The organism is Sphingomonas fucosidasi (assembly GCF_036663855.1).
GTDB lineage: Bacteria > Pseudomonadota > Alphaproteobacteria > Sphingomonadales > Sphingomonadaceae > Sphingomonas > Sphingomonas faeni_B.
This window is the reverse complement of the sequence record NZ_JAXOJR010000017.1, coordinates 12926-39840: the sequence shown is the minus strand read 5'-3', so window position 1 is coordinate 39840 and position 26915 is coordinate 12926. Positions and strand designations below refer to the sequence as shown.

The 26915-nt window shown below is 65.7% G+C and carries 26 protein-coding genes and 1 tRNA gene; 7 read left to right on the top strand and 20 right to left on the bottom strand.

Features of this window, described 5'->3' with window-relative positions; genetic code table 11:
- Positions 1-570: 570 nt before the first annotated feature.
- Positions 571-1212, bottom strand: coding sequence for a hypothetical protein (locus U1737_RS20315; protein ID WP_332798048.1), 642 nt, complete (start codon positions 1210-1212; stop codon positions 571-573).
- 253 nt (positions 1213-1465) lie between these two features.
- Between U1737_RS20315 and U1737_RS20310 the strand changes: the two genes are divergently transcribed.
- Entirely contained in the window at positions 1466-1807 is a 342-nt protein-coding gene (locus U1737_RS20310; protein WP_248524945.1) for a hypothetical protein, read from the top strand.
- A 153-nt stretch (positions 1808-1960) separates the two neighbouring features.
- Here the strand turns inward: U1737_RS20310 and U1737_RS20305 are convergent, their stop codons facing one another.
- The 8 genes from U1737_RS20305 to U1737_RS20270 form a co-directional block, all read right to left on the bottom strand.
- Positions 1961-2248 (bottom strand): hypothetical protein, encoded by a 288-nt coding sequence (locus U1737_RS20305; RefSeq protein WP_248524944.1) that lies wholly within the window; start codon positions 2246-2248, stop codon positions 1961-1963.
- 956 nt (positions 2249-3204) lie between these two features.
- Positions 3205-3280, bottom strand: a tRNA-Val gene (locus U1737_RS20300).
- Positions 3281-3344: 64 nt separating this feature from the next.
- Positions 3345-4286, bottom strand: a complete 942-nt coding sequence (locus U1737_RS20295; protein ID WP_248524943.1) for a MarR family winged helix-turn-helix transcriptional regulator — start codon at positions 4284-4286, stop codon at positions 3345-3347.
- A 112-nt stretch (positions 4287-4398) separates the two neighbouring features.
- On the bottom strand, positions 4399-5895 hold the full coding sequence (locus tag U1737_RS20290; protein WP_332798047.1) for an NAD(P)(+) transhydrogenase (Re/Si-specific) subunit beta: 1497 nt from the start codon (positions 5893-5895) through the stop codon (positions 4399-4401).
- Positions 5896-6008: 113 nt separating this feature from the next.
- Complete coding sequence (locus tag U1737_RS20285) at positions 6009-6326, bottom strand: proton-translocating transhydrogenase family protein (protein WP_248524941.1); 318 nt, start codon at positions 6324-6326, stop codon at positions 6009-6011.
- A 1-nt stretch (position 6327) separates the two neighbouring features.
- Complete coding sequence (locus U1737_RS20280; protein ID WP_332798046.1) at positions 6328-6699, bottom strand: endonuclease domain-containing protein; 372 nt, start codon at positions 6697-6699, stop codon at positions 6328-6330.
- A gap of 147 nt (positions 6700-6846) precedes the next feature.
- Positions 6847-7968 carry an NAD(P) transhydrogenase subunit alpha gene (locus U1737_RS20275; protein WP_248524939.1) on the bottom strand — a complete coding sequence of 374 codons (1122 nt, stop codon included), beginning with the start codon at positions 7966-7968 and terminating at the stop codon, positions 6847-6849.
- Between the two features lie 4 nt (positions 7969-7972).
- A complete protein-coding gene (locus U1737_RS20270) occupies positions 7973-8176 on the bottom strand; it encodes an aa3-type cytochrome c oxidase subunit IV (RefSeq protein ID WP_332798045.1) in 204 nt (67 codons plus the stop codon).
- Positions 8177-8235: 59 nt separating this feature from the next.
- Here U1737_RS20270 and U1737_RS20265 point away from each other — a divergent pair, with 59 nt between their 5' ends.
- Positions 8236-9651, top strand: coding sequence for a sigma-54-dependent transcriptional regulator (locus U1737_RS20265; RefSeq protein WP_248524937.1), 1416 nt, complete (start codon positions 8236-8238; stop codon positions 9649-9651).
- A 29-nt stretch (positions 9652-9680) separates the two neighbouring features.
- On the opposite strand, the gene U1737_RS20260 is transcribed toward U1737_RS20265, so the two are convergent.
- The 8 genes from U1737_RS20260 to glmM all read right to left on the bottom strand — a co-directional run bounded on the left by U1737_RS20260 (position 9681) and on the right by glmM (position 17257).
- Entirely contained in the window at positions 9681-10205 is a 525-nt protein-coding gene (locus U1737_RS20260; RefSeq protein ID WP_332798044.1) for an META domain-containing protein, read from the bottom strand.
- Between the two features lie 216 nt (positions 10206-10421).
- Positions 10422-11306, bottom strand: coding sequence for a bestrophin family protein (locus U1737_RS20255; protein WP_248524931.1), 885 nt, complete (start codon positions 11304-11306; stop codon positions 10422-10424).
- A 150-nt stretch (positions 11307-11456) separates the two neighbouring features.
- Positions 11457-12515, bottom strand: a complete 1059-nt coding sequence (gene folP, locus U1737_RS20250; RefSeq protein WP_332798043.1) for a dihydropteroate synthase — start codon at positions 12513-12515, stop codon at positions 11457-11459.
- A 241-nt stretch (positions 12516-12756) separates the two neighbouring features.
- On the bottom strand, positions 12757-13896 hold the full coding sequence (locus U1737_RS20245) for a site-specific DNA-methyltransferase (protein WP_282580622.1): 1140 nt from the start codon (positions 13894-13896) through the stop codon (positions 12757-12759).
- A 175-nt stretch (positions 13897-14071) separates the two neighbouring features.
- Positions 14072-14710, bottom strand: a complete 639-nt coding sequence (gene rnhB, locus U1737_RS20240; protein ID WP_332798042.1) for a ribonuclease HII — start codon at positions 14708-14710, stop codon at positions 14072-14074.
- Positions 14710-15483, bottom strand: coding sequence for a bifunctional hydroxymethylpyrimidine kinase/phosphomethylpyrimidine kinase (thiD, locus tag U1737_RS20235; protein ID WP_332798041.1), 774 nt, complete (start codon positions 15481-15483; stop codon positions 14710-14712). The genes rnhB and thiD overlap by 1 nt, the downstream gene beginning before the upstream one ends.
- Before the next feature lie 218 nt (positions 15484-15701).
- Positions 15702-15917: a DUF1272 domain-containing protein gene (locus U1737_RS20230; protein ID WP_332798040.1), complete on the bottom strand. Its 216-nt coding sequence runs from the start codon at positions 15915-15917 to the stop codon at positions 15702-15704.
- On the bottom strand, positions 15917-17257 hold the full coding sequence (gene glmM / locus U1737_RS20225) for a phosphoglucosamine mutase (protein ID WP_332798039.1): 1341 nt from the start codon (positions 17255-17257) through the stop codon (positions 15917-15919). The genes U1737_RS20230 and glmM overlap by 1 nt, the downstream gene beginning before the upstream one ends.
- A gap of 69 nt (positions 17258-17326) precedes the next feature.
- Between glmM and U1737_RS20220 the strand changes: the two genes are divergently transcribed.
- Positions 17327-18604 (top strand): dicarboxylate/amino acid:cation symporter, encoded by a 1278-nt coding sequence (locus tag U1737_RS20220; RefSeq protein ID WP_332798038.1) that lies wholly within the window; start codon positions 17327-17329, stop codon positions 18602-18604.
- Entirely contained in the window at positions 18579-19571 is a 993-nt protein-coding gene (locus U1737_RS20215) for an aldo/keto reductase (RefSeq protein ID WP_248524921.1), read from the top strand. Before U1737_RS20220 ends, U1737_RS20215 begins: the two co-directional genes overlap by 26 nt.
- Before the next feature lie 147 nt (positions 19572-19718).
- Here the strand turns inward: U1737_RS20215 and U1737_RS20210 are convergent, their stop codons facing one another.
- Positions 19719-21512: a peptide MFS transporter gene (locus tag U1737_RS20210; RefSeq protein WP_248524920.1), complete on the bottom strand. Its 1794-nt coding sequence runs from the start codon at positions 21510-21512 to the stop codon at positions 19719-19721.
- Between the two features lie 118 nt (positions 21513-21630).
- On the opposite strand from U1737_RS20210, the gene U1737_RS20205 reads away from it, so the two are divergent.
- Positions 21631-22206, top strand: coding sequence for a nitroreductase family protein (locus U1737_RS20205; protein WP_332798037.1), 576 nt, complete (start codon positions 21631-21633; stop codon positions 22204-22206).
- 37 nt (positions 22207-22243) lie between these two features.
- Positions 22244-22600 (top strand): GntR family transcriptional regulator, encoded by a 357-nt coding sequence (locus tag U1737_RS20200; RefSeq protein WP_056053547.1) that lies wholly within the window; start codon positions 22244-22246, stop codon positions 22598-22600.
- 280 nt (positions 22601-22880) lie between these two features.
- Here U1737_RS20200 and U1737_RS20195 read toward each other — a convergent pair whose 3' ends face one another.
- Both U1737_RS20195 and U1737_RS20190 read right to left on the bottom strand, forming a co-directional pair.
- Positions 22881-23699, bottom strand: a complete 819-nt coding sequence (locus U1737_RS20195) for an arylamine N-acetyltransferase family protein (protein ID WP_332798036.1) — start codon at positions 23697-23699, stop codon at positions 22881-22883.
- A gap of 373 nt (positions 23700-24072) precedes the next feature.
- Positions 24073-25785 carry an acyl-CoA dehydrogenase family protein gene (locus U1737_RS20190; protein ID WP_248524917.1) on the bottom strand — a complete coding sequence of 571 codons (1713 nt, stop codon included), beginning with the start codon at positions 25783-25785 and terminating at the stop codon, positions 24073-24075.
- A 46-nt stretch (positions 25786-25831) separates the two neighbouring features.
- Between U1737_RS20190 and U1737_RS20185 the strand changes: the two genes are divergently transcribed.
- Positions 25832-26869 carry an L-threonylcarbamoyladenylate synthase gene (locus U1737_RS20185; RefSeq protein ID WP_248524915.1) on the top strand — a complete coding sequence of 346 codons (1038 nt, stop codon included), beginning with the start codon at positions 25832-25834 and terminating at the stop codon, positions 26867-26869.
- Positions 26870-26915 lie beyond the last annotated feature (46 nt).

The window sequence follows — 26915 nt, the reverse complement described above, 5'->3', positions numbered from 1 at the left end:
CCTCCTTCAGGATGCCGATGATCTGCTCTTCCGAAAACTGCTTCCGCTTCATCTGTCCGTCCCTTTCCGGGGTCGGACTCTAGCTCCAACTGGAGGAAAAAACGGGGGTCACGTCAATCCGGATAGTAAAACACTGACAGCCAGTTGACGCTCACGCATGTTGCATGCTGCGGTGCAGCACGTTAACCATGAATCGTCTGTCGGAGAATTCCCGCATGTACGGTGTCACTGCTTGGATACTCGCCTTTTTCAGAGCAGCGCCATGCGCAGATGAGATGTGCTCAACGTCCCGCCTTTGCGACGAGTGCGCTTAGAACCACGCTATAAAATAGCGTCTTTATTGGTCAACTGTTCCCAGAGACTGCGCCTTCAGGCTAAGGACGGTAGGCGTAATCGCTCCGGCCCACTTTTTGTAGCCGCCGTATTCGGATGCAGGAAATCGTTCGTCTCGTTCTCGGCGAGCCGCTCTCGATGCGCTTAAGATGCTGCGCAGACGCTCCATCCTGCGTTACCGCATTGATGTCCGCGATCGCGAAGCCCCGCTCGCCGATCACGCTAGCTGCGGACTGCTCATGCAGCGATTGCTGGCTCGCAATTCCGCTTTTGCTCGACGGATTCAGGCTGACCATCCTTGCGGGTAAGAATTGACAGATCGCGGCACGATTTCTCGCCGATGTTTTGGGCGGCGCCGACAACGACGATGCCGCGCGCGCCGGTTGATAGGTCACCCCACTCTTGCGCGTCGCCTGTCTTCATCGCTAACCGCACTGCCGTCGTCACGCTCACCAGGGGGAGAGGCTGATCGGTGGCGGCAACCGCTGGAAACGACGCAGGCGGATCAGCCGTTGTCAGCAACGCGGGACGTGCGGTCAGACCGGCTGGCGAATGCTTGGCTACCGATGCAGCTTGAGCCTTAGGCTTGGCCAAAGTGACCACGCTACGCTTAGGTAAGGGATCGGGCACGGACACGACGACAGAGTATGCGGAGCGGGCGTTAGCATGCTGAGCCGCTAGGCCGATCGATACCGCCACCAGCATGCAGACCGCCACGGATGCTCCCAAGCGCCAGGTGATCAGCGGCTTTGCCTCGTAGCCCTGAAGTTGCCCAGTGGGAGGACGAACCACTCTCCTGTCCCATGCATCGAAGCGCAAGCTGCCAAGCTGAACGCTGAAGCCACGCTCCTGCATGATCGGCCCGATCGGCTGGTTCACGTTCCGTAGCCCCTTCAAATCCTAAGATCGAAGACTATGCGGCAAACCACGAGAATACGAGAAATATCTTGACCACTTACACCATGCCGCGGGGCCATGCCCGAAGCAGTTGCCCCGCGTTAATGGATGAGGGTGGCTCTGCCACTGCGCTCATCGCGGCCCGCTTCTGTTCGAGAATGTTTTGAGCAATCGCACCCCGCTGGCGGTTTTTGGCGCCTCGTGCGTTGACGGGGAGCGAACGTAGGAGATCATCATGACCGATAAGAACGCGCCTGAACCTGTCGACGACGTCGGCATCAAGTCCGGAAACGCGGATCGAACTGCGGACGGGTTTGGTAAAGGCGAAGGTTATTCCGGCGACGAGTACGACAGCGGCAACCATGCAGCCGAGCGTCACCTTCAGAACCGTGACGGTGCCCACGATGCTGGTGCCGACGAACCCGCCGACGGTCGCGACATTCCGCCGGAAGCGGGAAAGCGAGCCTACATCGACAACAAAACCGGTGAGGTTCACGGCAGCGGATCGGGTGCTGGCGGCGGCAACGCTGGCGAAGACGTCGATCTCGACATCTCGCGGAGCGGACCCGAAGAATGACTAGACCGGGGGGGCATGCGGCGGCGGCAACGTGATAAACCGTCAAGCCTCCCCTTCGACTATCGAGATGGGCCGCTCGATCAGCCGCGCTCGTTCCGCAACAAGCGGTTCAGCGGTGGTTCGCATCTCGTCGATCAACGGGATGAGCCCATGTCACGCTGATTGGACGGCGCGATCGATAGCGATCGCGACAATATCGTGCGGCAGGTCCGCCAGTAGCCGTAGGTGCTCGGATAGCCAGAGCGTCAGCAACTCAGGATTGGCCTGCGAGCGCGATGCCATGAACAACGACCACAAGGTCGCCAACTGGTCACCCAGCCAATCCCGGGGTACCGGTCGTGCGCCGTGCCGGAGCGTATCCGGCGTACTGACCGCCTCGGCCTCGCCGCCAGCCTGGGCAAGCACGCGGCGTGCATGGTCCGGCCCAGGCGGGCGACCCATCGAACACGAAACTACGGTCCGCCGAGGTCAACAGCAGCGCGGGCGGCACGCATTGCATCGTGTAGGGGGAGGATCGAGGAGATGGCCGGGTGCGGTCAGTGCCAGGTCGCTCATCGTAATTGCCTTCGGTGATGGGCGGTGCTCCCATCGCCCCCGCTGGGCGCGCGCGTAGCCGCTCATATCGCAAGCCCCGGTTCCCCAACGATGTGCTGATCTAACACGCAGACCGCGATGATCAGCATTCCACCGCCTGTCGGTCGAACCGGCCATATCCCGGCTCGCTCCATGCGCCGCAGGAAACCACGCACCCGAGGTCTCGACCAGTCGAAGGCCTGGGACAGCTTTTGGACGGCCGTGAGAAGCTCTCCACGCGCCAGGTGCGTGTGGGGGGTGCCGAGCCTCTCCTCCCCGCCGTAGATCGCGGCATGCTCAACCGACCACAGAAACGCTTCCCGCCCCGTGAACGGCTGCGGTTTGAAGGAGTCCATCCATCCACGATGCAGGCGGAAGGTGTCGGTTATAGCGGACCACTCGCGCTGCCGCCGTCCCGCATCAAATAGGCGCCGCGCACGGCCTGCCGCGCCCAGAAAATCAGACCTTGCGGCGCTACGTCGCGCCCTGACGAACTTTCCAGCTGTAGACGTCGACGCGATCGCGATCGGTGCCCATCTCGATCTCCCAAGCGTCGCGCTTCCGGACGTCGTAAGCATCGGGCTCGGTCTACTTCAGGTACTACTCGGCGCGGTACGCGAACACGACCGTGTCGGTGGGTGTGGCTGCGCCACCGCCGATTCGTGAGCGCGTACCCTCATTCGTCAGATCGGTACCCCCGAAGCCCCCCCTTCTCACGTCGGGTTGCGCCGGAGTGGAATGATTGCGGGTAAGAATCCCGAATGACGCAAATCTGGGCTTTTGAAACCCCGCGCTCTTCAATGTCATAGGATGACAGCTGGGAATGGTGGGCGATGACGGGCTCGAACCGCCGACATTCTCGGTGTAAACGAGACGCTCTACCAACTGAGCTAATCGCCCCCTCTCGGGTGGACGTGCGATGCCAAAGCCGGGCGGCCGGGGCAAGCTAAAAGGGGTCGAACGATCACGGAATCCGCAGGTCGGCGCCTCTGGTGGCCACGATATACCCGCGCATCGCCTCGCTCGCGCGGTCGGAGAGCACCATGAACGCGCGCCGTCGGTCGTGCATGTCGGGGCGGCGTTCGAACAATCCGGTGTCGGTCATCCGCGCGATCCAGCGCAACGCGGTGGTCGGCGCGACCGCGGCGGCGATGCACAGGCTCGACACCGACACGCGCCCGCGCTCGAGTTCGGCGGCGTAGAGATCGAGCAGCATGTCCCAGCCCGGATCCTCGAACAGCGCAGTGCCGAAGAACTGGTCGCGCAGCCGCCTCGCCCGGATCGCCCGCCGGACGTCGGCGGCGCTCGGCTCGGCCAGGGACGGCCGCGCGCCGTAATGGTTCGTCCGATCCCCGACGATCGGCGCGGCAGGGGTATCCTCGTCGATCTCCGCACGCGTCAGCCGCGCGAGCGCCTCGGCGATCCGCGCGACCTCCGTGTTCAGACGTTCCAGTCGCGTACTGTCGGTTTCGCGCGTGACATCGAACACACCGGCGGGGAGGCGCGCGGCTTCGGCGGCGACCACGATCGCCGCGACGCAATCGCCGACGGTGGGATCGACCAGCAACCGCGTGCTGCCGCCGAGCGTCGCCGCAGCGACGACGTCGATTTCATCCATGCCCAGGGCGACGACCAGCCCCGCCTGCAAGGCTGCCGCCTGATCGACGATGACCGGCAGGCGTTCGGCGAGCAGCGCGAGATCGACCCCGGCAGCCTCGACGACGATCACGTGCGGCGTCGCATGATCGCCGAATGCCGCTTGCCAGTCGAGCCGCCCGACGACCCGCCCACGCAGCACGGCTAGCGCAACGGCCAACCGGTCCGGCGCACTCGCCGCGGCAATCAGGACCGCGTCGATCCCGCTATCGTAATCTGCCGCGTCGGGTGGGCCGGCCGGTCGAGTCATCACGGTCTCCGTTGTGATACGGAGACTAACCTGCGTCAGGCCAAGTATTATACCCGAACTGGATCGAGTTTCGTTGGATTCGGGAACTTCCTCTGCACGACGCGATCGGGCCCTAATCGAGCGCCTTGACGATATCCTCGACCATCTTCTTCGCGTCCGCCAGCAACATCATCGTATTGTCGCGGTAGAACAGGTCGTTATCGACACCGGCATAGCCGACGCCGCCCATCGAGCGCTTGATGAACAGCACGGTCTTGGCCTTCTCGACGTCGAGCACCGGCATGCCGTAGATCGGCGAGGACTTGTCGGTCTTGGCGGCGGGGTTGGTGACGTCGTTGGCGCCGATCACGAACGCGACGTCGGTCTGCGCGAACTCGCTGTTGATATCCTCCAGCTCGAACACGTCGTCATAGGGCACGTTCGCCTCCGCCAGCAGGACGTTCATGTGCCCCGGCATGCGGCCCGCGACCGGGTGGATCGCATATTTCACGCGGACGCCCTCGGCCTTCAGCTTGTCGCCCATCTCGCGCAGGACGTGCTGCGCCTGCGCGACCGCCATGCCGTAGCCGGGGACGATGATGACCTGCTCGGCCTGGCTCATCAGGAACGCGGCGTCCTCGGCCGAGCCGCGCTTCCACGGACGATCGCTGGCCGCAGCCGGGCCGCCGGCATCGGACGACTGGCCGAAGCCGCCCGCGATCACGCTGATGAAGCTGCGGTTCATCGCGCGGCACATGATGTAGCTGAGGATCGCGCCCGAGCTGCCGACCAGCGCGCCGGTGATGATCATCGCGCTGTTGTGCAGCGTGAAGCCCATCGCCGCCGCGGCCCAGCCCGAATAACTGTTCAGCATGCTGACTACGACCGGCATGTCCGCGCCGCCGATCGGGACGATCAGCAGGAAGCCGATGACGAAGCTCAAGCCCGTGATCGTCCAGAAGATCCACGCCGACTGATCGGTGACGAAATACGCGATCAAGCCGAGGATGGCGGCGAGCAGCGCGATGTTGATGACATGGCGACCGGGCAGCATGATCGGCTTGCCGCCCATGTTGCCGTTGAGCTTCAGGAAGGCGATAACCGAGCCGGAGAAGGTGATCGCGCCGATCGCGACGCCGAGGCCGAGCTCGATCCGGCTGACCGGGTGGATGACCGCGAAGGGCTGGCCGATCAGGGGGATGACGAGGTTGGAGATCCCGAACGCCTGCGGGTTGAGGTAGGCCGCGACGCCGACCAGCACCGCGGCGAGGCCGACGAGCGAATGGAAGGCGGCGACAAGCTGCGGCATCGCAGTCATGGCGATCCGACGTGCGGTGACGAGGCCGATCGCTGCGCCGACGCCGATCGCCGCGAGGATTTCGACGACCGTGACCCAATAGATGGTGCGCACGGCCATCGTAGGCCCGGCGTCCGAAACGAGAAGATGCTGAACGACGGGCACATGCGTCACCAGCGTCGTCACGACCGCGATCGTCATGCCGATGATGCCGAAGCGGTTGCCGCGCTGGCTCGACGCCGGGCTCGACAGCCCGCGCAACGCGAGGATGAAGCACACCCCCGCGACCAGATAGGCGAGCGATGCCCAGGGGCTGACCGTCAGTTCATGCATCGCGTTCGTCCCCACTTACCCACTTCGTCATGCCAGCGAAGGCTGGCATCTCCCGGTTGCTCGCGCGGCGCTGGAGTCGCACGAGATCCCAGCTTTCGCTGGGATGACGATCGCTACTTCGCGACCGGCCGTTCCTTCTTCTTGTACATCGCCAGCATCCGCGCGGTGACCGCAAAGCCGCCGAAGATGTTGATGCTCGCCAGCACCACCGCGAGCAGCCCGAGCGCCTTGGCCACGCCCGATCCGGCACCGATCGCCCCCAGGACCGTCGGTGCCGCGGCGGCGATCAGCGCGCCGACGATGATTACGCTCGAGATCGCGTTGGTCACCGCCATCAGCGGCGTGTGCAGCGCGGGCGTGACCGCCCACACCACGAAATACCCGACGAAACACGCCAGCACGAAGATCGACAGGATCGCGATAAAGTCCATTTCATTCCTCCTGCGTGGCGAGCCGCTCGACGGCAAGCGCCACGATACCTCGAACCATGGCGTCGCAATCGTGGAAAATCTCGACGGCTGGAATACGCAGAACGGCGATACCGCGCGCTTCGAACCAGCGATCGCGCGAAGCGTCGCGCGCTGGGCGATCGCCATAGTCGTGCGCCTGCCCGTCAACCTCGATGATCAGCCGCGCGGCATGACAGTAAAAGTCCGCAACGTACGGACCCGACGGATGCTGTTTCCGAAACTTCAAGCCAGCCGGTCGCTCCTGCAATGCAACCCACAATGCAATCTCAGGCGGAGACATCGCCGCGCGAAGCTGCTTGGCCAGCGCTCCAATCGATCCGGTCCCCTGGAGCATTTCAAATCCTCCCCTTGCAGGGGAGGTGGCAGGCGCCAGCCTGACGGAGGGGTGTCGCCCGTCGTAATGGTGCGCACGATAACGAGCGGCGATACCCCTCCGTCGCGCCAAGGCGCGCCACCTCCCCTTGCAGGGGAGGATCGATTATCAAGACAGCAACCGCGGGTTCACGATCTTGCCGCCGTGCGTCAGCCGCACCGCGTCACCGATTTCCGCGTCGAGCACGGGCTTGCCCGCCTCCTTGTCCCAGAAGGCGTTGAGGAAGTTGTAGAGGTTGCGGCTGAACAGCGCGCTGGCATCTGCCGCAAGGCGCGACGGCACGTTGCGGTGGCCGACGATCTTCACGCCGTTCACCACGACCACTTCGCCCGCAACCGACCCCTCGACGTTGCCGCCCTGTTCGACCGCGAGATCGACGATCACCGAGCCCGGCTTCATGCTCGCGACCTGTGCCGCCGAGATCAACCGCGGCGCGGCGCGCCCGGGGATCAGCGCGGTGGTGATGACGATGTCCTGCTTGGCGATATGCCCCGAGACGAGCTCGGCCTGCGCGGCCTGGTATTCGGGCGACATCTCGCCGGCGTACCCGCCCGTCCCCTCGCCTTCGATCCCCGCGATGGTCTCGACGAAGATCGGTTTCGCACCAAGCGACTGGATCTGCTCGCGGGTCGCGGCACGGACATCGGTCGCCGACACCTGCGCGCCGAGCCGCCGCGCGGTCGCGATCGCCTGGAGCCCGGCGACGCCGACGCCCATCACGAATGCCTTCGCCGCGGAGATCGTCCCTGCCGCGGTCATCATCATCGGAAACGCGCGACCATATTCGGCCGCTGCGTCGAGCACCGCCTTGTAGCCCGACAGGTTCGACTGCGACGACAGGATATCCATCGACTGCGCGCGCGTGATCCGCGGCATGAACTCCATCGCCAGCGCTTCGTACCCGGCCGCGGCATAGGCCTCGATCCGCGCGCGCTCTGCAAAAGGATTGAGGCTGGCCACGATCCACGCCCCCGGCGCGACGCCGGCGAGCGACGCAGGATCAGGCCCCTGCACGCCGAGCACGATATCCGCCCCCGCGAGCGTCGCCGCACGATCGCCAACCGACGCGCCCGCATCGGCATAAGCAGCATCGGCGATCGAGGCCGTCTCGCCCGCCCCCGTCTCCACTGCCAGCGTCGCGCCCAGCGCGATGAACTTCTTCACCGTTTCCGGCGTCGCGGAAACCCGCCGCTCGCCGTCCGCTTGCTCTTTCAGGACGGCGATCTTCATGATGTTACGAGATCAGCCAGATGACGAGCGCGACGACCAGCGCGCACCCGACCGAGCCCCATTTCATCATCCCCGTCACGCTCGAATAGGTCGCGACGTGCGCCTTCATGTCTCCGTTGCCGGCCATGGTTCGTGCCCCAATCCTGTGAGTTTCATCCTCTATGACCAAGACCTTATCGCGCGTATCCCCGAACGCCAAGCAAGACATTTAAGTCGCTCTTTACTTAACGTAGTTATTGCACGTGCCGGAACGGGACAGGATTCGCCATGACGCGCAACGGCCAGCGCCTAGTATTATTGATCGACGACGAGCCCGCACAGCGCCGGCTGGTGGCGACGCTCGCCGCCCGCGGCGGCTGGCGCGCGGTGTTCGCGACCGACGCCGAGATGGCGATCGCCACGCTCGGCACGCAGGACGGGATGCAGCTCGACGCGATCCTGCTCGATCACTCCGCCCCCGATGGCGACGCGACCGCGCTGATCGCCGAACTCCGCGAACGTCGCCCCGCGCTGCCGATCCTGATGCTCACCGCCAACGGCTCGGTCGCGCACGCGGTCTCGGCGATGCGCGCCGGCGCCACCGACTTCCTCGTCAAGCCGCTCGCCCCCGACCGCGTGCTCGCCGCACTGGAGGCGGCGATCGCCGGCACCGCGGCGGGCGAACTGCGCCCCCTCACCGAAAAGATTCCCGCACTGCTCGCGTTCGACGAGATCGTCGGCTCCTCCCCCGATTTCCGTGCCGCATTGGCGATCGCGGCCAAGGCGGCCCGTGCGCGCGTCGCGGTGCTGGTCGAGGGCGAGAGCGGGGTCGGCAAGGCGGTCGTCGCCGAGGCGATCCACGCCGCCTCGCCGCGCGCCAAGAAGCCGATGATTACCGTCAATTGCGCGGCGATGCCCGCCAACCTGATCGAATCGGAATTGTTCGGCCACGAGGAAGGTGCGTTCACCGGCGCGTTCGAACGCAAGATCGGCCGGTTCCACGATGCCGATGGCGGCACGCTGTTCCTCGACGAGATCGGCGAGATGCCGCTGGAGGCACAGGCCAAGCTGCTCCACTTGCTCCACACCGGCGAGGTCCAGCCGATCGGCGCGCGCCATTCGCGTGACGTCGACGTCCGGGTGATCGCCGCGACCAACCAGCGGCTGCTCGACGAGGTCGAGGCGGGGCGGTTCCGCGAGGATCTCTATTACCGGCTGAACGCGGTGCAGGTGACGATCCCGCCGTTACGCGAACGGACGGGCGACATCCCGGCGCTCGCCCGTCACCTGCTCGCGCGGATCGCCGAGCAACCGGGGCTGAGACCGCTCGGGATCACCGACGCCGCACTGAAGCTGCTGGTGCACTACGACTGGCCCGGCAACGTCCGCCAGTTGCAGAACGCGCTCTTTCGCGCGGCCGTGCTGTGCGAAGGCGCCGCGCTGACGGAAGAGGATTTCCCGCAGATCGCCGCGCTGGGCAATCGCCAGCGCGGCCCGGCCACGGTGGCTGCAGGCGGTGGCGGGGTCACGCTGTTCCGCCCCGACGGCAATCTGCGCGCGCTCGAGGAGATCGAGGCCGACGTGATCCGCCTTGCGATCGGCCATTACCGCGGCCGCATGACCGAAGTCGCCCGCCGCCTCGGCATCGGCCGCTCGACGCTGTACCGCAAGCTCAGCGACCTGGGGATCGACAACGCCGCCTGAAGCGGACAGGCGCGCCCGCGCTGGACAGCCTATCGCCGACCTGGACAGTCGAAATTGCCTGCCTTCCCGTTCACGCAGCCCAATTCGCGATTTGGACGAGCATCTCCGACAGGCTTTAGCGTTGCAGCGCTTCCGTCCAGAAAACTGATTCGCAGTGTGCCGCCTTGCACGACCCACTCGTTCGCGGTTTCCATTTTTTGCCAGAACCGTCTCGCGATATCAGAAGCATGCACGTCCATACATCCGACCGCCGTGACGATCGTCGCTTCCGTCTCGTCGCGTCTGATCACGCCCCTCGTGCTTGAGGGATCGGCGGACCAGCCAAATTCTTTACCACCGACGTCGTTGCAAACGGAAGTTCCCGTAATCCCATGACCAGCATCGAACCGGAGCGTCGCTGCCTCTACGTCGGCGCGTTCGACCGGCGTACCGTCGATCTGGCGCAAGGCCCATATCTTGCCGGTCACTCCGGGGCGTGGGTTTGGTCGCTCGGCCGTCGCCGATCCGCCACATCCCGCAAGCATCGTGAGCATGAGGAGCGCGTACCGAACCATCGGCCCATCCTTTCGGCGTTGCGAAAATCGGACGCTCGTCAGCCAAACCAATCCTAAGTTCGGCCTCGTACCATGTGGCAAGCCACCGCGACCTCGCTGGAGCCGATGCGATTTCCACATCCTCGGAGACTGGACGCTGGAGAAGCCTTGGACAAGTCCTCATCCCCGAGAACCGCCTCGCCCAGCAGTTGCCACGTCAGCGGGCGCGGCAACCTTTTACCACAAGACACCCTTCTCGGGCTGCAACGGCTCGGGCGCCGGATCGCCGATCGCCTGGAGCAGGTCGATCTCGATCGTGCGGCACATCGCGCTGAGCGGGACGTCGTGGATCGTGTCCGCGAACGGATCGACCAGATCATCGCCGATCTGCAGCACGGCAAGGAACATCAGGCCGGCAATCGTCGAGCCGACCGGGGTCGCATAACCCAGCGTTTCGACCAAGCCGATCGGCAGCAAAACGCAGAACAAGCGCGTGAACAGGCTCGGGAAGAACCGGTACTGGTTGGGCAACGGCGTGTTCTTGATGCGCTCCATGCCGCCCTGCGCGTTGGCGATGTCGACCAGAATCGCCTCGAACTGCGTCTGCTGGATCGTATCGATCCAGCCGTTGCGGCGCGCGATGTCGATCCGGCGGCCGGTTCCGTCGAGCAGGCCGTTGGCGATGTTGGTCCGTTCGAGCGCAAACGAGGCCTCGTCCTGCGACAGGAAGCGCAGCACTTCGGGTGCCGCAGGCTGCTTGCGCAACTGACAGCGCAGCGCGTTCACATACGCGATCTGGCGGAGGACGATCGTCCGCTTCATGTCGTGGCCCTCGGGCTCGGGCAACATGTTGCGCGCCATACGTGCCAGGCTGCGCGAGGCGTTGATCATCAGGCCCCACAGCCCGCGGCTTTCCCACCAGCGCTGATACGCCGAGTTATCACGGAAGCCGAGGAACAGCGCGAGGGCAGTACCGAACAGCGTCAGGGGCAGCGCGGGCGCGTGGAACGGCAGCACGTAATAGGTGATCGTGACGACCACGTCCCAGACGAAGAGGCCGAGCAGCGGGCGCCAGACTTCGCTGAGGATCTGGCTCATGCGCGGTGTAGCAGTGACGATCAAACGAAAGCTCCCTTGTTTACAAGGCTTTTAATGCGCGAAAAGGCGTTTCGCTGCAATGCAGCGATCATCCGCCACCCCGCTTAGCCACCCCTGCTTAACCACCCCTGCTTAACCGCTCCCGCTTAGCCGCCCCCGCTTAGCCGCCCCCGCTTAGCCGCCAACGAGCGACTGATCGCGCAGGCCGCGCCAGATCCTTACCGCCTGTACGGTCTCCGCGACGTCATGGACGCGGAGGATCTGGACGCCGGACTCTGCGCCTTTGAGGGCCAGCGCGAGCGAGCCGGCGAGTCGCTGGTCGACGGGCGCTTCGTTCGAGAGCGCGCCGATCAGGCGCTTGCGGCTTGCGCCCAGCATGATCGGGCAACCCAGTCCGTGGAAGATCGCGAGGCCGTTGAGCAACGCGAGGTTCTGGCTGAGCGTCTTGCCGAAGCCGATGCCGGGATCGATCATGATTCGCGACCGGTCGACGCCGCCTGCGACGACGGCGGCAATGCGGGTTTCGAGCCAATCGAACACGTCGGTGAGGACGTTGGTGTAGCCGCCGTCGCCGTGGCCGTCTTTCTTGGGGTCGGGCGAGTGCATCAGGACGACCGGGCAGCCGCTCTTCGCGACCACATCCAGCGCGCGGTCGTCCCAGAGGAGCGCGGCGACGTCGTTAACGATGTGCGCGCCGGCGGCGAGCGTCGCCTCCATGACGGCTGCCTTGCGGGTGTCGACCGAAACGATGGCGCCGGCGCGGGCGAGGCGTTCGACGACGGGGACCAGGCGCGCGATCTCGTCGCCCTCCCATACGGCGGCGGCACCGGGGCGAGTCGATTCCCCGCCGACGTCGATCATCGTCGCGCCGGCGGCGGCCATGTCGATCCCGGCTGCTGCGGCGGCGGCAGGATCGTCGACATGCTTGCCGCCGTCGGAGAAGCTGTCGGGGGTGACGTTGAGGATGCCGGCGACGATCGGCTGCTCGAAGCGGAGCGTGCGTTCGCCGAGCTGGAGGGCGGCGCGGGGGGCGGTGATGGCAGCGTGGAGGTACGCGGCACGCTCGCCCAGCGTCGCGATGTCGGCGACGGGGATGGTGCGGCGGGCGCGGCCTTCGATCACCTCGTACGCGGCGAACCACTGCAGGCCACCCGCGATGCGCGCGACCCTGCCGTCTTCGTAACCGATCGGGGTGTCGACGAACTGGACGGGGCGGAGGTGAAGGCGGGTCATCGGCGTGATCTACTCCAGTCCGTCCGCTCCGCGAAAGACGTTGCGCTCGCTAGCCGTCATGTTCGCTGAACCGGCACGTTCGCTGAACCGGCCCGTAGCCAAACCGGCACGTCTGCCAATACCCGTCATCCCAGCGAAAGCTGGGATCTCCCGCCGCATCCGTGGCGCGTCGTCGCGGGAGAGCCCAGCTTTCGCTGGGGTGACGGTCTTGGTTAGGACGAGATGGACGCGTCCGCGTGGCTCAGACCGTGGTTGCCAGCAGGTACGTCTGCCGGAGGTCGTCGATCGGCTTCAGGCCCTTGTCGCTCTCGTAATGCCAGAAGCTCCAGCCGTTGCACGCGGGCGCGTTCTGGAGCGTCGAGCCGAGCTTGTGGATCGAGCCGATCGTGCCGCAGTCGCTCAGCAGCGAGCCGTCGGCGCGGATCGTCGCGCGCCAGCGGCGCTTCGAATCGGTCAGCACCGCGCCGGGTGTCAGATACGCGTTCTCGACGAGCACCCCGAACGCGACCTTGGGCTGCGTGCGCGGGCTCATCATCGTGCGGATCGCCGATTCGTCGAGCGGCAACGCGGCCTCGATCCGCTCCTGTGCGGCTTCGATATAGTCGCCCTCGCGATCGATGCCGATCCAGCTGCGACCGAGCCGCTTGGCCACTGCGCCGGTGGTGCCGGTGCCGAAGAACGGGTCGAGCACGACGTCGCCGGGCTCGGTGCAGGCGAGCAGGATGCGGTAGAGCAGCGCCTCGGGCTTCTGCGTCGGATGCACCTTTGTGCCGTTCTTCTTCAGCCGCTCGGCGCCGCCGCAGGTCGGGAACTCCCAGTCGCTGCGCATCTGGAGCTCGTCGTTGAGCGTCTTCATCGCGCGGTAGTTGAAGTGATACTTCGCCTTCTCGCCCTTCGACGCCCAGATCAGAGTCTCGTGCGCGTTGGTGAAGCGGGTGCCGCGGAAGTTCGGCATCGGGTTGGTCTTGCGCCAGACGATGTCGTTGAGGATCCAGTAGCCGAGATCCTGCACCGCCGCACCGACGCGGAAGATATTGTGATAGCTGCCGATGACCCAGAGCGAGCCGTCGTCCTTGAGGATGCGGCGTGCTTCCTTGAGCCAGGCGCGGGTGAAGCGGTCGTACGCGGCGAAGGTGTCGAACTTGTCCCAGTCGTCGGTGACCGCGTCCACGTGCGACCCGTCGGGACGGTAGAGTTCGCCGCCGAGCTGGAGGTTATACGGGGGGTCGGCGAAGATCATGTCGATCGAGTTCGACGGGAGCGCCTTCATCCGTTCGATGCAGTCGCCGCGTAAAATCTGGTCGAGCGGGAGGACCGGCTGAACCGCCGGCTCCACTGTCTTCTTCGCACGCGGCCGTGCGATCGTGTCGATCAAACCCATGATTTCCGCCCCTTATCGGACCCATAGCGGCGGAATTGTCCGACTCCGTCAAGCAAACATTCGTTAACGGCGTTTCGGTGCGATTCCGCCGTTGCGACCAAAGGAGTCGGCTTCGTCCAGATGTTGAGTCGTGGGAGACTCGCGGCTCAAGCCCTTGGGGTGTGGCGCGAAAGACTCAGCTCGTCGTTTCCTTTGCGAAAAGTCCCTCGCGGGCGAGATAGGCGGCGGCGACCGGCGCGAAACTGCGGCGGTGAATCGGCGTGGGGCCGTGATCGCGGAGCGCCTTCATGTGGTGCGCGCAGCCGTAACCCTTGTTCGAATGCCAGTTATATTCGGGATGCCGGTCGGCGGCGGCGATCATGATCAGGTCGCGGGTATGCTTTGCGACGATCGATGCGGCGGCGATCGACAGAGATTTCGCGTCGCCGCCGACGAGGGGCGTGGCGGGGTAGGTCCAGCGCGGCAGGCGGTTGCCGTCGACCAGGACATGGCCGGGCGCGTGGCCGAGTTCGGTGGCGAGCGCATCGACCGCGAGGGTCATCGCCTTCATCGTCGCCCAGTAGATATTGAGCGTGTCGATCTCTTCGGGTTCGACGATACCGATGCCGACGATCGCGCAGCCCTTGAGGCGCGCGCAGAGCCGTTCGCGTGTCGAGGCGGAGAGCTTTTTGGAGTCGTCGATGCCACGGGGGACGCCTTTGGGCGGGAGAATCACGGCGGCGGCCACGACCGGCCCGGCGAGCGGACCGCGGCCGGCTTCATCGACGCCGGCGACGGGGCCGACGCAGAGCTTTTCGTGTTTCATGCCGGGCATCAGCGGTCTTCATCGTCTTGAGTTTGAAAACCGGTCACGAACTGCTGACCCATCGGACCGTGCCCTTGCCCGAGACCCGGCGCTTCGATCAAGGCAATGCGGACGAACGATGCAGCGCGTTCGAATGCCTTTTCGATCGGCAACCCTGCCCCTAATCCGCAGGCCAATGCGCTGGCGAGCGTACAACCCGTGCCGTGCGTGCTGGTCGTATCGATCCGCTTGCCGGTCAATTCTCGGACCAATCCCCTCGGCGAGAACAGCCTGTCGGTAATATATCGACCTTCACCGTGACCGCCTTTGACCAACAGATGACAACCGAATTTCAGGATCACGTCCGCACCGCCCAGCGCTGCTAGCTCCGGTAAATTCGGCGTGACGAGCGACGCTACGGCCATCAACCGCTCGAACGCCTCGATCGTGTCGGGATCGGCGAGAACCGCACCGCTTGTTGCGATCATCACGGGATCGAAGACTATGGGTACATCGAACGTTTCCAGCCGGTCGGCTACGGCAGTGGCGGTGTCCGCCGAGCCGATCATGCCGATCTTTACTGCGTCCACGCCGATGTCCGATACGACGGAGTCGATCTGCGCGAGGACCATGTCGGTCGGGATCTGGTGGACCGCCTGCACGCCGAGCGTGTTCTGCGCGGTGATCGCGGTGACGGCGGTCATCGCGTGGCCGCCGAGCATCGTCACGGTCTTGATATCCGCCTGGATGCCGGCGCCGCCGCCTGAGTCCGAACCGGCGATGATGAGAATTCTGGCAGTCATCGCAATCGCTATGGCATAATCGCTGGTGTGTGGGACAGTGTTCGAACCAAGCCGATCGACACTCACTGATCCTCCCCCGCCAGGGGGAGGTGGCTGGCGCTTGCCAGACGGAGGGGGGAGGAAAGGAAAACCTCTGTTCCGTGTCCTCCCCCTCCGTCAGGCTACGCCTGCCACCTCCCCCTGGCGGGGCAGGATCGAAGACACCGCGTCGATCTCCGCTAGTGCCGCCTGCCCGCTGCCGGCTTTTGTGGCGGCGCTTCGCCCAGCCGTGTCGGCCGGTCCAACAGCTCCCCGCCGCAATTCGGGCAACGCTCGTCGAGCGCATCCGCACACTCCGCGCAAAACGTGCATTCGAACGAGCAGATGAACGCGCCCGGTGCAGCCGCGGGAAGCTCGGTCGCGCAGCGTTCGCAAATGGGACGCATCTCGAGCATCAGGCGGCCGCCTGCCGCACCGCGTCGCAGATCCGGTCGACCACGCGCTCGACCTGGCCGAGATCGTCGCCTTCGGCCATCACGCGGATCACCGGTTCGGTGCCCGACGGACGGATGACGAGCCGCCCCTTGCCGGCGAGTTCGGCCTCGGCCTCGGCGATCACCGCCTTGACCGCGTCGTGGTCGAGCGGCTTGCCTCCCGCGAACCGCACGTTTTTCAACAACTGCGGCAGCGGCTCGAACCGGTGGAGCACTTCGCTCGCCGGTGCCCCCGAGCGCTTCACCTCGGCGAGAATCTGCAATCCTGCAACGAGCCCGTCGCCGGTCGTCGCATAGTCACTGAGGATGATGTGACCCGATTGCTCGCCGCCGACATTATAGCCGCTCGACCGCATCTTCTCGAGCACGTGGCGATCGCCGACCGCGGTGCGGACGAGGCCCAGGCCCTGCGCGGCGAGATGGCGTTCGAGGCCGAGGTTGGACATCACCGTCGCGACCAGCCCGCCCCCCGCTAGGCGCCCTTGCCGCGCCCAGCTGGCCGCGATCGTCGCCATGAGCTGGTCGCCATCGACGATGGTGCCGGTCTCGTCGACCACGATGAGCCGGTCCGCGTCGCCGTCGAGCGCGATGCCGATGTCCGCGCCGTTCGCGACTACGGCCTCGGCAAGCGCCTGCGGTGCGGTCGAGCCGACGCCGTCGTTGATGTTGGTGCCGTTGGGCGTCACGCCGATCGCGACCACATCCGCGCCGAGTTCCCACAGCGCCGAGGGTGCAACCTTGTAGGCGGCACCGTTCGCGCAATCGAGCACGATCCTCATGCCGTCGAGGCGCAGATTCTCGGGGAAGGTAGACTTCGCGAAATGGATGTATCGACCTTGTGCGTCGTCGATCCGACGCGCGCGGCCGATCTGGTCGGAGGGGACGAGCGGGATGTCGCCGTCGATCAACGCCTCGATCGCCGCCTCGGCTTCGTCGGACAGCTTGTAGCCGTCGGGGCCGAACAGCTTGATGCCGTTGTCCGCGTATGGATTATGGCTGGCGGAGATCATCACGCCGATATCGGCGCGCATCGACTGGGTGAGCATCGCCACCGCAGGCGTCGGCATCGGCCCGACCATCACCACGTCCATGCCGACACTGGTGAAGCCCGCGACCAACGCCGATTCGAGCATATAGCCCGACAGTCGCGTGTCCTTGCCGATCACGACGCGGTGGCGGTGATCGCCGCGCAGGAAATAGGCGCCCGCCGCCATGCCGACCTTCATCGCCATCGCCGCGGTCATCGGCGACGTGTTGGTGGCACCACGAATGCCATCGGTGCCGAAATATTTCCTTGCCATTCGTTCCGCTTTCCGTCCGGTATCCAGTCCTGAAGCCGTTGATAGCGCGGTGGAACGCGAAGGGCGAGCATGTCGCAGGCTACACGGATTCTTACAGCCTTGGTCGGCGGTATCGCGATCGGCATCGCCGCAGCGGCCTGGTCGCCGGCGAACGCGCTGGCGGTGACGGCGGTGACGCAGCCGATCGGTTCGGCATGGCTGCACGGGTTGCAGATGGTGATCGTGCCGTTGATCGTCGGGCTGCTCGTGACCGGCATCGGCGCGACGGCAGAGGCGGCGCGGGCCGGACGGATCACCGGCCGTGCGATCCTGATGATCGTCGTCATCCTGTGGAGCACGACGATCATGTCGGCGTTCGTCATGCCGGTGCTACTCGACCTGTTCCCGCTGCCAGAGACTCTCAGCACCGCGTTGCGCGCGGCGCTGACGACGGCGGCGCCGATCGGCACGGTGCCGGGGATCGGCGCATTCTTCGATGGGATCGTGCCGACCAACATCGTCGCGGCGGCAGCGAGCGATTCGTTCCTGTCGCTGACGGTGTTCGCGCTGGCGTTCGCGTTCGCGATCACGCGGCTGCCAGCGGCGCAGCGCGCGATCCTGACGGGGTTCTTCCAGGCGGTGGTCGATGCGCTACTGGTGCTGATCGGCTGGGTGCTGAAGCTCGCACCAATCGGGATCTTCGCACTCGCGTACGGTGTCGGTGCGCGGACCGGGACGGCGGCGTTCGGGGCGTTGCTCCATTATATCGTCTGCGTCTCGGCGATCGGCTTCCTCGTCCTGCTCGCGGCCTATCCGGTCGGGATGATCGGCGGGCGCGTGTCGCTGGGGCGGTTCGCACGGGCGGTCGCGCCGGCGCAGGCGGTGGCGATCAGCACGCAGTCCTCGCTCGCGTCGCTGCCGGCGATGCTCAAGGGCTCGGTCGATCTCGGTGCGTCGCCTGCCACTGCGGGCATCGTGCTACCACTGGCGGTCGCGATCTTCCGCGCGACCAGCCCGGCGATGAACCTCGCGGTCGCGCTGTACGTCGCGCACTGGCTGGGCGTGCCGATCGGTCCGGCGCAACTCGCCGCGGGTGTTGCGACCGCGGCGATCACGACGATGAGTTCGGTGTCGCTGCCGGGAACGATCAGTTTCGTCGCCTCGGTCGCGCCGGTTTCGCTGGCGATGGGGGTGCCGATCGAGGCTTTGGGGCTGCTCATCGCGGTGGAGACTGTGCCCGACCTGTTTCGCACCGTCGGCAACGTGACTATGGACACCGCCGTCACCATCTCCGTGTCTGCCAGAACGGGGGTCAGCCCGGACGCCTCGCAGGAGATTCCCCATGAAATATCGCACGCTCGGCCCTGATTTCGAGGTTTCCGCGCTTGGACTAGGCTGCATGCCGATGGCCGGGATCGGCAAGGGCATGTACGGCGAAGCGGAGCCGCAAGAGAGCATCGCCACGATCCACCGCGCGATCGAACTCGGCGTGACGCTGTTCGATACCGCCGAGATCTATGGCCCGCTGGTCAACGAGGAACTGCTCGGCAAGGCGATCCGGGGCAAGCGCGACGGCGTCGTGATCGCGACCAAGTTCGGCTTTCGCTACGACGAGAACGGCATGACCGGGGTGGACTCGACGCCCGCCAATGTGCGGCGTGCGTGCGAGGGATCGTTGAAGCGGCTCGGCGTCGAGACGATCGACCTGCTGTACCAGCACCGCGTCGACCCGGGCGTGCCGATCGAGGATACCGTCGGCGCGATGGCGGACCTCGTTCGCGAGGGCAAGGTGCGACATCTGGGGCTGTCGGAAGCCGGGCTCGATACCATTCGTCGCGCGGCGGCGACGCATCCGATCGCGGCGTTGCAGAGCGAATATTCGTTGTGGGAGCGCGATGTGGAGGACGAGATCCTGCCGCTGTGTCGCGAACTCGGGATCGGCTTCGTGCCGTATTCGCCACTGGGTCGCGGGTTCCTGACGGGGCAGATCACTGCGCGGTCGGACCTGCCCGAGGGTGATTACCGCCGCAACGACCCTCGCTATTCGGAGCAGAACTTCGCCAAGAACATGGAGATGGTCGCGGTGGTGAAGTCTATCGCCGACATGCATGGGGCGTCGCCTGCGCAGGTCGCGCTCGCGTGGCTGCTGGCGCAGGGCGACGACATCGTGCCGATTCCGGGGTCGAAGCGTCGGGTTACGCTGGAAGACAGCATGAAGGCGGCGGACGTGACGCTGTCGGCGGACGATCTGGCGAAGCTGGATGCGGCGGCGCCGCGGGGTGGGACGGCCGGACCGCGCTACGGCGAGAAGGCCCTGTCGATGACGCGGCTCTAAATCGATGCATCGATCCTCCCCCGCCAGGGGGAGGTGTCGCCGAAGGTGACGGAGGGGGAGGACACGGAACGTAAGGTTTCCCTTTCCTCCCCCTCCGTCTGGCAAGCGCCAGCCACCTCCCCCTGACGGGGGAGGATCTACGAAGTCTCACTGAACCCCGTGCATCCACTTCCTGATCAGGGGCGAGATCAGCAGCAACAGCACGCCGATCCCGGCCGAGACCAGCCCGATGGTCCAGAACACGCCGGCATAAGTATCCAGGCTGACCTTGAGATTGGTCACCTGGCCGCCGACCGTCTCGACGCTCGCCACCTGCGCCACGACGCCCGCGACGTACTGTGCGACCGAGATCGACAGGAACCAGACGCCCATCATCAGCCCGACGACACGCGCGATCGACAGCTTGGTGATCATGCTGAGGCCGACCGGCGAGATGCAGAGTTCGGCGAACGAGTGGATGAAATACAGGCCTGCCAGCCACCAGATGGCGACCTTGAACGTCGGCCCGACCATGCTTGCGCCCCAGACCAGGAACAGGAAGCCCACGCCGACGCCGATCAGCGCGATGCCGAACTTGACCGGGATCGACGGCTCGATGCCCTTGGCGGCGAGCTTGGTCCACAGGATCGACATCACCGGCGCCAGCGCGACGATGAAGAATGCGTTGAAGAACTGCGTCTGGCCGGCCGAGATGCTGAACAGTCCGAAGATGCTGAGATCGGTGTTGCGATCCGCGAACAGCGTCAGCGACGAGCCGGCCTGCTCGAACAGCGTCCAGAAGACGACGTTGAACACGATCAGCACCATCGCCGCGAGCATCATCTGGAATTCGCGACGCTCGCCGTTGACGAACGACCAGATCAGGATGCCGGGCACCGCGATCAGGAACGTGCCGAACAGCAATTTGCCCATCAGCGACAGCGAGACGATGTAGCCGATGATCCCCGACCCCGGCACCGGCGGCTCGGCGTTCATCAGGTTGACGAACAGCAGGTAGAAGATCGGGATACCGAGCAGCGCGAGCGCATAGATGCCGAGCGCGCGATCGGGACCGGTGCGGACCGGCGGCTCGCCATAGCCGTCGAGCTTGCCGCCATCGAACTGGATCAGCGTCCACGAGAACAGCATACCGATCGCGGCGAGCCCGAAGCCCGCCCACCAGCCGAACGCGACCGCGAGGAACGGGCAGAGAAGCTGCGAGAACAGCGAGCCCAGGTTGATCCCCATGTAGAAGATCGTGAACCCGGCATCGCGGCGTTTGTCGCCCTGCGCGTAGAGCTCGCCGACCATCGTCGAGATGTTGGGCTTGAAGAAGCCGTTGCCGACCGAGATCATGCAGAGCGCGAGCAGCATGATCGTGACGTAGAAGCTGTTGCGCTCGGCACCCGATTCGAAGCCGCCCTTTTCGACCGTGCGCGCGGTCGAGCCGTCGGGTGCGAGCAGCGAGACGGTGCCGTCGTCATTGCCCTTGATCTTCAGCTTGTTCGCGCCGTCGACCAGATAGCGGACTTCGCTGTCCGCCTGTTCGACGACTTCGATCGCGTACCGCTGGTTGGCGATCGTCGCGTACGGCTTGGCGGTCTCGCCACCGAAGCAGAGCAGCAGATAGCCGAGCGCCATGATGATCGCGCCGAACTTCACCGCGCGCTTCGAGCCGAGATACTGGTCCGCCAGATACCCGCCGATCAGCGGCGTCAGGTACACCAGAGCGGTATAGCCGCCGTAAAGCCCGGTCGCCTCGCGGTCGCCGAACACGAAATGCTTGGTGAGATACAGCGTGAGCAGCGCGCGCATGCCGTAATAGCCGAACCGCTCCCACATCTCGGTGGTGAACATGCGGGCGAGCTGGCGGGGGTGCCCGAACCAGGTTTCGCCGGCCGCCGGGTTGATATGGGTGATATCCGGCTCTCGCGGGGTATCCGCGGTCGGGGTGTCCACCATTCTTACGCTCCCTGAAACTCGTCCTGGCCGCCGTCGAACGCGGAGCCGTTATGCGCGCGCAACTTAACGACAAAGCCCGGACTGTAAATATCAGACGCCAAAGCCTATCTGCCGGACCATGCTCAATGATCGCTCGACGCCACTCTCGCTGCTCGCCACCCGTCGCTCAGGCAAGCCGCGCGACCTAATCGCCCCCGGCCCGGATTCCTATCAACTCGCGACGATTCTGGAGATCGCGGCGCGGACGCCCGATCACGGCAAGCTGGCGCCATGGCGGTTCGTGGTGGTCGGTGACGAGCGGCGCGCGGCGCTGTCGAGGCTGATTACCGACGCCTATCTTGCCGAGCGGCCAGATGCGTCGCGGCTGGAGCGCGAATCGCTCGACCAGTTCGCGCATCAGGCGCCGACCCTGGTGGTGGTCCTGTCGTCGCCCAAGGAGAGCAAGATCCCGGTATGGGAGCAGGAATTGTCGGCGGGTGCGGCATGCATGAACCTGCTCCATGCGGTCCATGCGGAAGGCTTTGCGGCCGGCTGGCTGACCGGCTGGGCGGCTTATTCCGACGCGGTTCGCGATGCGTTCGGCACGGCGGCGGAGCGGATCGCCGGGTTCATGTTCATCGGCACGCCGTCGCGCGCGCTCGACGAACGCCCCCGCCCCGATATGGCACGCCTGGTCTCGCACTGGGGATCGTGAGACTCGACTAATCGCCTAATTGCTGTATTAGAACAGCATGACAGCGCTCAGCAGCGACGACAGCCCCGTATATATCAGACTCCGCAGCACGATCGCCGCGGGGATCCTTCGTGGCGACTATCGCGCCGGCGACCAGTTGCCGTCGGTGCGTGCGTTCGCGGCCGAGCAGGGCGCCAATCCGCTGACGGTGGCAAAGGCGTATCAAAGCTTCCAGGACGACGGCTATGTCGAGGTCCGCCGCGGCGTCGGGATGTTCGTGATGCCTGGCGCTGCGGAAGCGTTGCGGGTGGCCGAGCGCGAGAATTTCGTGACGACGCAGTGGCCGCGGATCCTGGGGCATATCGACTTGCTGGGCCTGGATGCGCATGATCTGCTGGAGCGTGAGCGGGCCTGAAACCCCTCCCGTCATTCGTTCTGCATTCCCTCGTTCCGTCCTACGTCCTGCCCCCTTCCGTTCGTCCTGAGTAGTCATCGAGTAGGCGCGAAGCGGCGTATTGAGAGGACGCATCGAAGGACAGGTTGGCGCGCGGAACCCGTGCTTCGATACGCGCCCTCGATACGCTGCTGACGCAGCTACTCGGTCGCTACTCGGCACGAACGGGAGTGGGGGACTTCATGCTTGGGGCTTAGGGCTCGGGGCTCGGGGCTTGGGACCCCAGAGCCTTACCCAGGCCTTAAAAAATCCCCAGCGCGGCGACATCCTCGACGCTCAGGTCGATCCCGAACAACAGGCTCATGCGGATGCGGTACACGCGTGGATCGGTGATCTCGCCGACGCTGGTGTCGGTCCCCGAGCGCCGCCGGTAATTTCGCCCGATCAGCGACGCGAACCCGTTTGGCAGGACGATGCTGGCGATCGGGGTGTGGGTGAAGCGACTGGCGGGCGCGGTCGAGGTCCAGTGGTTCGACATTGCGAGATCGGCGTCGAAGGCTTGCGCGAGCGTGAAGCTGTATTGCGGCTGGAACCCCTCGCCTGCCCCGCGCCCGTCGGTCGTCATCGGATCGCCGTCGCGAAGCAGCATCCAGCCGTTTTCGGTGGCGTCGAGGCGGAAGCGTGCGCCGTCGGGCGCGGTCGCGGCGGCACCGTCCGCGAGCGGGAGGACGGGCGTGTAGCTGCCGCCGAAGCCGGTGTCGGCGATCCAGTCCTGCCCGTCGATCGTCACCAGCGCAAAGGTGTGGGTGAGCGGCGGCGGCAGGTCGGTCGCGGCATACCAGACACGCGCGAGGAGCGGGCGCGCGGTGAAGCCGAGTGCGGCCAGCGCGTCGAGGAACAGGCGGTTATGCTCGAAACAATAGCCGCCGCGGCGCGCGGTCACGAGTTTCGCGAAGACCGACGCGCCGTCGATCGCGAGGCCGCGACCGAGGACGACGTCGAGATCCTCGAACGGAATCGCGAGTCGGTGCGCATGTTGCAGCCGGCCGAGGCCGATCGAATCGAGCGTCGGTCGCGCGGGCATGGCGACACGGGTGAGATAGGCGTCGAGATCGAACATCGGTCGGGCTTTCACGGATTTCGGCTCCCCCTTTACCGTTCGTTGCGCGGGGCCGTCGAGTAGCTGGTGTGGAGCCGGCGAGACAGCGCACACCTGATCCTCCCCCGTCAGGGGGAGGTGGCGCCGAAGGCGACGGAGGGGGAGGACACGGAACAGCGGTTTCGCTTACCTCCCCCTCCGTCTGGCAAGCGCCAGCCACCTCCCCCTTGCGGGGGAGGATCGAGAGGGGTGGCGCGTTTGCATGATCGGGCAGGAGGCCGGAATTCCGATGCCGTCATCCTGGGCTCGACCCAGGATCCAGAGCCAAAAACGTTGCCATGCTTGGCTCTGGATCCTGACTTTCGTAAGGATGACGGGCAAGTGGGGGAAGAGCTCAGGCCGCGAAGAGTTCCGGCTCGATCGAGTAGAGCACCGCCGCGCTCGCATTGGCGGCCGCGTCGAGGCCCATCGCTTCGGGGACGATCTGGTCGAGGTAGAAGCGCACCGCCGCGGTCTTCATCCGGCCGAAATCGTCGCTGCCGGCGACCCCGCCCTGCCGCTCCATCAGCCAGCCGCAGGTTGCGACCGACAACATGGTGAGGAACGGATAGCTGGCGGCGAGCTTGTCGTCGGCGTCCGCGGTGGCGAGCTTACGCCCGATCGCTTCGCACGCGTCGACCAGCGCCAAGAGCCGTTCGTCCTTCGCCTCCGCGCGGATGTCGGCGATCAAAGCCGCGAACGCACCGCCATTGTCGAGGCCGAGTTTCCGCCCGACCAGATCCGCCGCCTGGATGCCGTTGGTGCCCTCGTAGATCGGGGTGATGCGGGCATCGCGGAAATACTGCGCGGCGCCGGTTTCCTCGACATAGCCCATGCCGCCGTATACCTGGATGCCGAGCGACGCGACTTCGTTACCGATGTCGGTGCCGTGCGCCTTGGCCAGCGGCGTGACGAGTTCGAGGCGGTTGCGCGCGGCGTGGTCGCCGAGATTGGCGCGGTCGACCTGCCCCGCCGCGTAATAGACGAGTGCGCGCGCCGCCTGGGTCTGTGCCTTCATCCGCATGAGCATGCGGCGGACGTCGGGATGCTCGACGATCTTGACCGAGTCCTTGTTGGGCGAACCGGCGCGGGCCGACTGGACGCGGTCGAGCGCATAGGCGACCGCGCCCTGAGTGGCGCCCTCGGCGACCTGGACGCCCTGCAGGCCGACATTCAACCGCGCGTTGTTCATCATCGTGAACATCGCCCGGATACCGCCGAGCTCCGCGCCGATCAGTTCGCCGATGCAGTCGTCGTTGTCGCCGAAGCTCAGCACGCAGGTCGGCGAGGCGTGGAGCCCCATCTTGTGCTCGATCGAGACGACGCGGACGTCGTTGAACTTGCCCGGCGTGCCGTCTTCCTCGAGGCGGTATTTGGGGACAAGGAACAGCGAGATGCCCTTGGTCCCGGCTGGCGCGCCCGGCGTCCGCGCGAGGACGAGGTGGACTATGTTCGGCGCCATGTCGTGATCGCCGAACGAGATGTAGATCTTGGTGCCCTTGATGCTCCACTTGCCGTCGCCGAGCGGGGTGGCGGTCGCACGGAGGGCGCCGACGTCGGAGCCGGCCTGTGGCTCGGTGAGGTTCATCGTCCCGGTCCATTCGCCCGTCGCGAGATGGGGCAGATATAGCGCCTGCTGCTCGGGGGAGCCATGATGCTGCAATGCCTCGATCGCGCCGACGGTCAGCGTCGGGCAGAGCGCGAAGCCCATGTTCGCCGAGCCGAGCGTGTCGAGCACCGCGGTCTGGATCGCGAAGGGGAGGCCCTGCCCGCCCCATTCCTCCTCGACGCCGATCGTGCCCCAGCCGCCCTCGACATAATCCTTGTAAGCCTGCGCGAAGCCGTCGGGCATGACCACGCCGTCCGGGGTCCATTTCGCACCGACCGTGTCGCCGGCGCGGTTGAGCGGTGCCCATTCGCCGGCCGCGAGCTGCCCGACGCCTTCGAGCACCGCGTCGACGACGTCGTCGCTGGCGGCGGCATAGCGTTCGGTGGCGGCGAGCTCGCCGATCCGGACGACATGATCGAGCACGAAACGCTGTTCGGTGGTTGCTGGAGTGAAGGCCATCGCATCCTCTTATCGCTACGGTTTGGACCCGCTATACGCCTTGAAAATGACCCGTCCACACCCTCGAATTTTACCCTACGGCACGGCCGCGATCGCCGAGGCGGCCGCGCTGATTCGCGCCGGGGGACTCGTCGCGGTGCCGACAGAGACGGTGTACGGGCTCGCCGCCGACGCCACCAATGCGGAGGCGGTGGCGCGGATCTATGCCGCCAAGGGCCGCCCGAGTTTCAACCCGCTGATCGTGCATGTAGCGGATCTGGCGGCGGCGGAGCGGATTGCGGTGTTCGATGCGGAGGCGCGCGCGCTGGCGGCGGCGTTCTGGCCGGGGCCGCTGACGTTGGTGCTGCCGGTGCGGGAGGATGCGGGGATCGCTTCGCTGGTGACCGCGGGGTTGGCGACGATCGCGATCCGGGTGCCCCGGCACCGGGCCATGCAGGGGTTGATCGCTGCGTCTGGCCGGCCATTGGCGGCGCCGTCGGCCAATGCGAGCGGGGGGATCAGTCCGACGACGGCTGCGCATGTGGCGGGGAGCTTGGGGGGGAATGTGCCGTTGATTATCGACGACGGGGCTACCGAGGCTGGGCTGGAGTCAACGATCGTTGCGGGGCGGACGGTGCTGCGGCCGGGGCCGGTTACGGCGGAGGCTATCCTAACCCACCTCCAACACCTCCCCGGCGAACAGCCCCCCCCCGGCGAAGGCCGGGGTCCAATTGGAACGTCGGATGTAACGGACCGCGACGCGCATCATGACCGTCCCCCAATTGGGCCCCGGCCTTCGCCGGGGGGGAGTGAGGGGTTGGTCACTGCGCCGGGGCAGCTTGCGAGCCATTATGCTCCCAAGAAGCTGCTTCGGTTAAATGCAACCGAAGCAGGTTCGGACGAGTGGCTGATTGGTTTTGGCGATGTGGCGGGCGACGTTTCATTGTCGGCTTCGGGAAACCTCGTCGAAGCTGCGGCGAAGCTTTTCGACCTGCTCCATGCCGCCGATGCTAACGTGCGCCGCTGCATAGCGATCGCACCGATCCCGCTCGACAGTATTGGCGAGGCGATTAACGACCGTCTTCGCCGTGCTGCGCATCGTTAGGCAAGATTTAGTTCACGCGAAGGCGCAAAGGCGCGAAGAGGTTAAA

Bases quoted from the DNA above. Each gene is read 5' to 3' on its own strand.
- U1737_RS20310 (WP_248524945.1), top strand. From the start codon at position 1,466: ATGACCGATAAGAACGCGCCTGAACCTGTCGACGACGTCGGCATCAAG.
- U1737_RS20305 (WP_248524944.1), bottom strand. From the start codon at position 2,248: ATGGGTCGCCCGCCTGGGCCGGACCATGCACGCCGCGTGCTTGCCCAG.
- U1737_RS20295 (WP_248524943.1), bottom strand. From the start codon at position 4,286: ATGACTCGACCGGCCGGCCCACCCGACGCGGCAGATTACGATAGCGGG.
- U1737_RS20290 (WP_332798047.1), bottom strand. From the start codon at position 5,895: ATGCATGAACTGACGGTCAGCCCCTGGGCATCGCTCGCCTATCTGGTC.
- U1737_RS20285 (WP_248524941.1), bottom strand. From the start codon at position 6,326: ATGGACTTTATCGCGATCCTGTCGATCTTCGTGCTGGCGTGTTTCGTC.
- U1737_RS20280 (WP_332798046.1), bottom strand. From the start codon at position 6,699: ATGCTCCAGGGGACCGGATCGATTGGAGCGCTGGCCAAGCAGCTTCGC.
- U1737_RS20275 (WP_248524939.1), bottom strand. From the start codon at position 7,968: ATGAAGATCGCCGTCCTGAAAGAGCAAGCGGACGGCGAGCGGCGGGTT.
- U1737_RS20270 (WP_332798045.1), bottom strand. From the start codon at position 8,176: ATGTCTTGCTTGGCGTTCGGGGATACGCGCGATAAGGTCTTGGTCATA.
- U1737_RS20265 (WP_248524937.1), top strand. From the start codon at position 8,236: ATGACGCGCAACGGCCAGCGCCTAGTATTATTGATCGACGACGAGCCC.
- U1737_RS20260 (WP_332798044.1), bottom strand. From the start codon at position 10,205: ATGGTTCGGTACGCGCTCCTCATGCTCACGATGCTTGCGGGATGTGGC.
- folP (WP_332798043.1), bottom strand. From the start codon at position 12,515: ATGACCCGCCTTCACCTCCGCCCCGTCCAGTTCGTCGACACCCCGATC.
- U1737_RS20245 (WP_282580622.1), bottom strand. From the start codon at position 13,896: ATGGGTTTGATCGACACGATCGCACGGCCGCGTGCGAAGAAGACAGTG.
- rnhB (WP_332798042.1), bottom strand. From the start codon at position 14,710: ATGCCCGGCATGAAACACGAAAAGCTCTGCGTCGGCCCCGTCGCCGGC.
- thiD (WP_332798041.1), bottom strand. From the start codon at position 15,483: ATGACTGCCAGAATTCTCATCATCGCCGGTTCGGACTCAGGCGGCGGC.
- U1737_RS20230 (WP_332798040.1), bottom strand. From the start codon at position 15,917: ATGCTCGAGATGCGTCCCATTTGCGAACGCTGCGCGACCGAGCTTCCC.
- glmM (WP_332798039.1), bottom strand. From the start codon at position 17,257: ATGGCAAGGAAATATTTCGGCACCGATGGCATTCGTGGTGCCACCAAC.
- U1737_RS20220 (WP_332798038.1), top strand. From the start codon at position 17,327: ATGTCGCAGGCTACACGGATTCTTACAGCCTTGGTCGGCGGTATCGCG.
- U1737_RS20215 (WP_248524921.1), top strand. From the start codon at position 18,579: ATGAAATATCGCACGCTCGGCCCTGATTTCGAGGTTTCCGCGCTTGGA.
- U1737_RS20210 (WP_248524920.1), bottom strand. From the start codon at position 21,512: ATGGTGGACACCCCGACCGCGGATACCCCGCGAGAGCCGGATATCACC.
- U1737_RS20205 (WP_332798037.1), top strand. From the start codon at position 21,631: ATGCTCAATGATCGCTCGACGCCACTCTCGCTGCTCGCCACCCGTCGC.
- U1737_RS20200 (WP_056053547.1), top strand. From the start codon at position 22,244: ATGACAGCGCTCAGCAGCGACGACAGCCCCGTATATATCAGACTCCGC.
- U1737_RS20195 (WP_332798036.1), bottom strand. From the start codon at position 23,699: ATGTTCGATCTCGACGCCTATCTCACCCGTGTCGCCATGCCCGCGCGA.
- U1737_RS20190 (WP_248524917.1), bottom strand. From the start codon at position 25,785: ATGGCCTTCACTCCAGCAACCACCGAACAGCGTTTCGTGCTCGATCAT.
- U1737_RS20185 (WP_248524915.1), top strand. From the start codon at position 25,832: ATGACCCGTCCACACCCTCGAATTTTACCCTACGGCACGGCCGCGATC.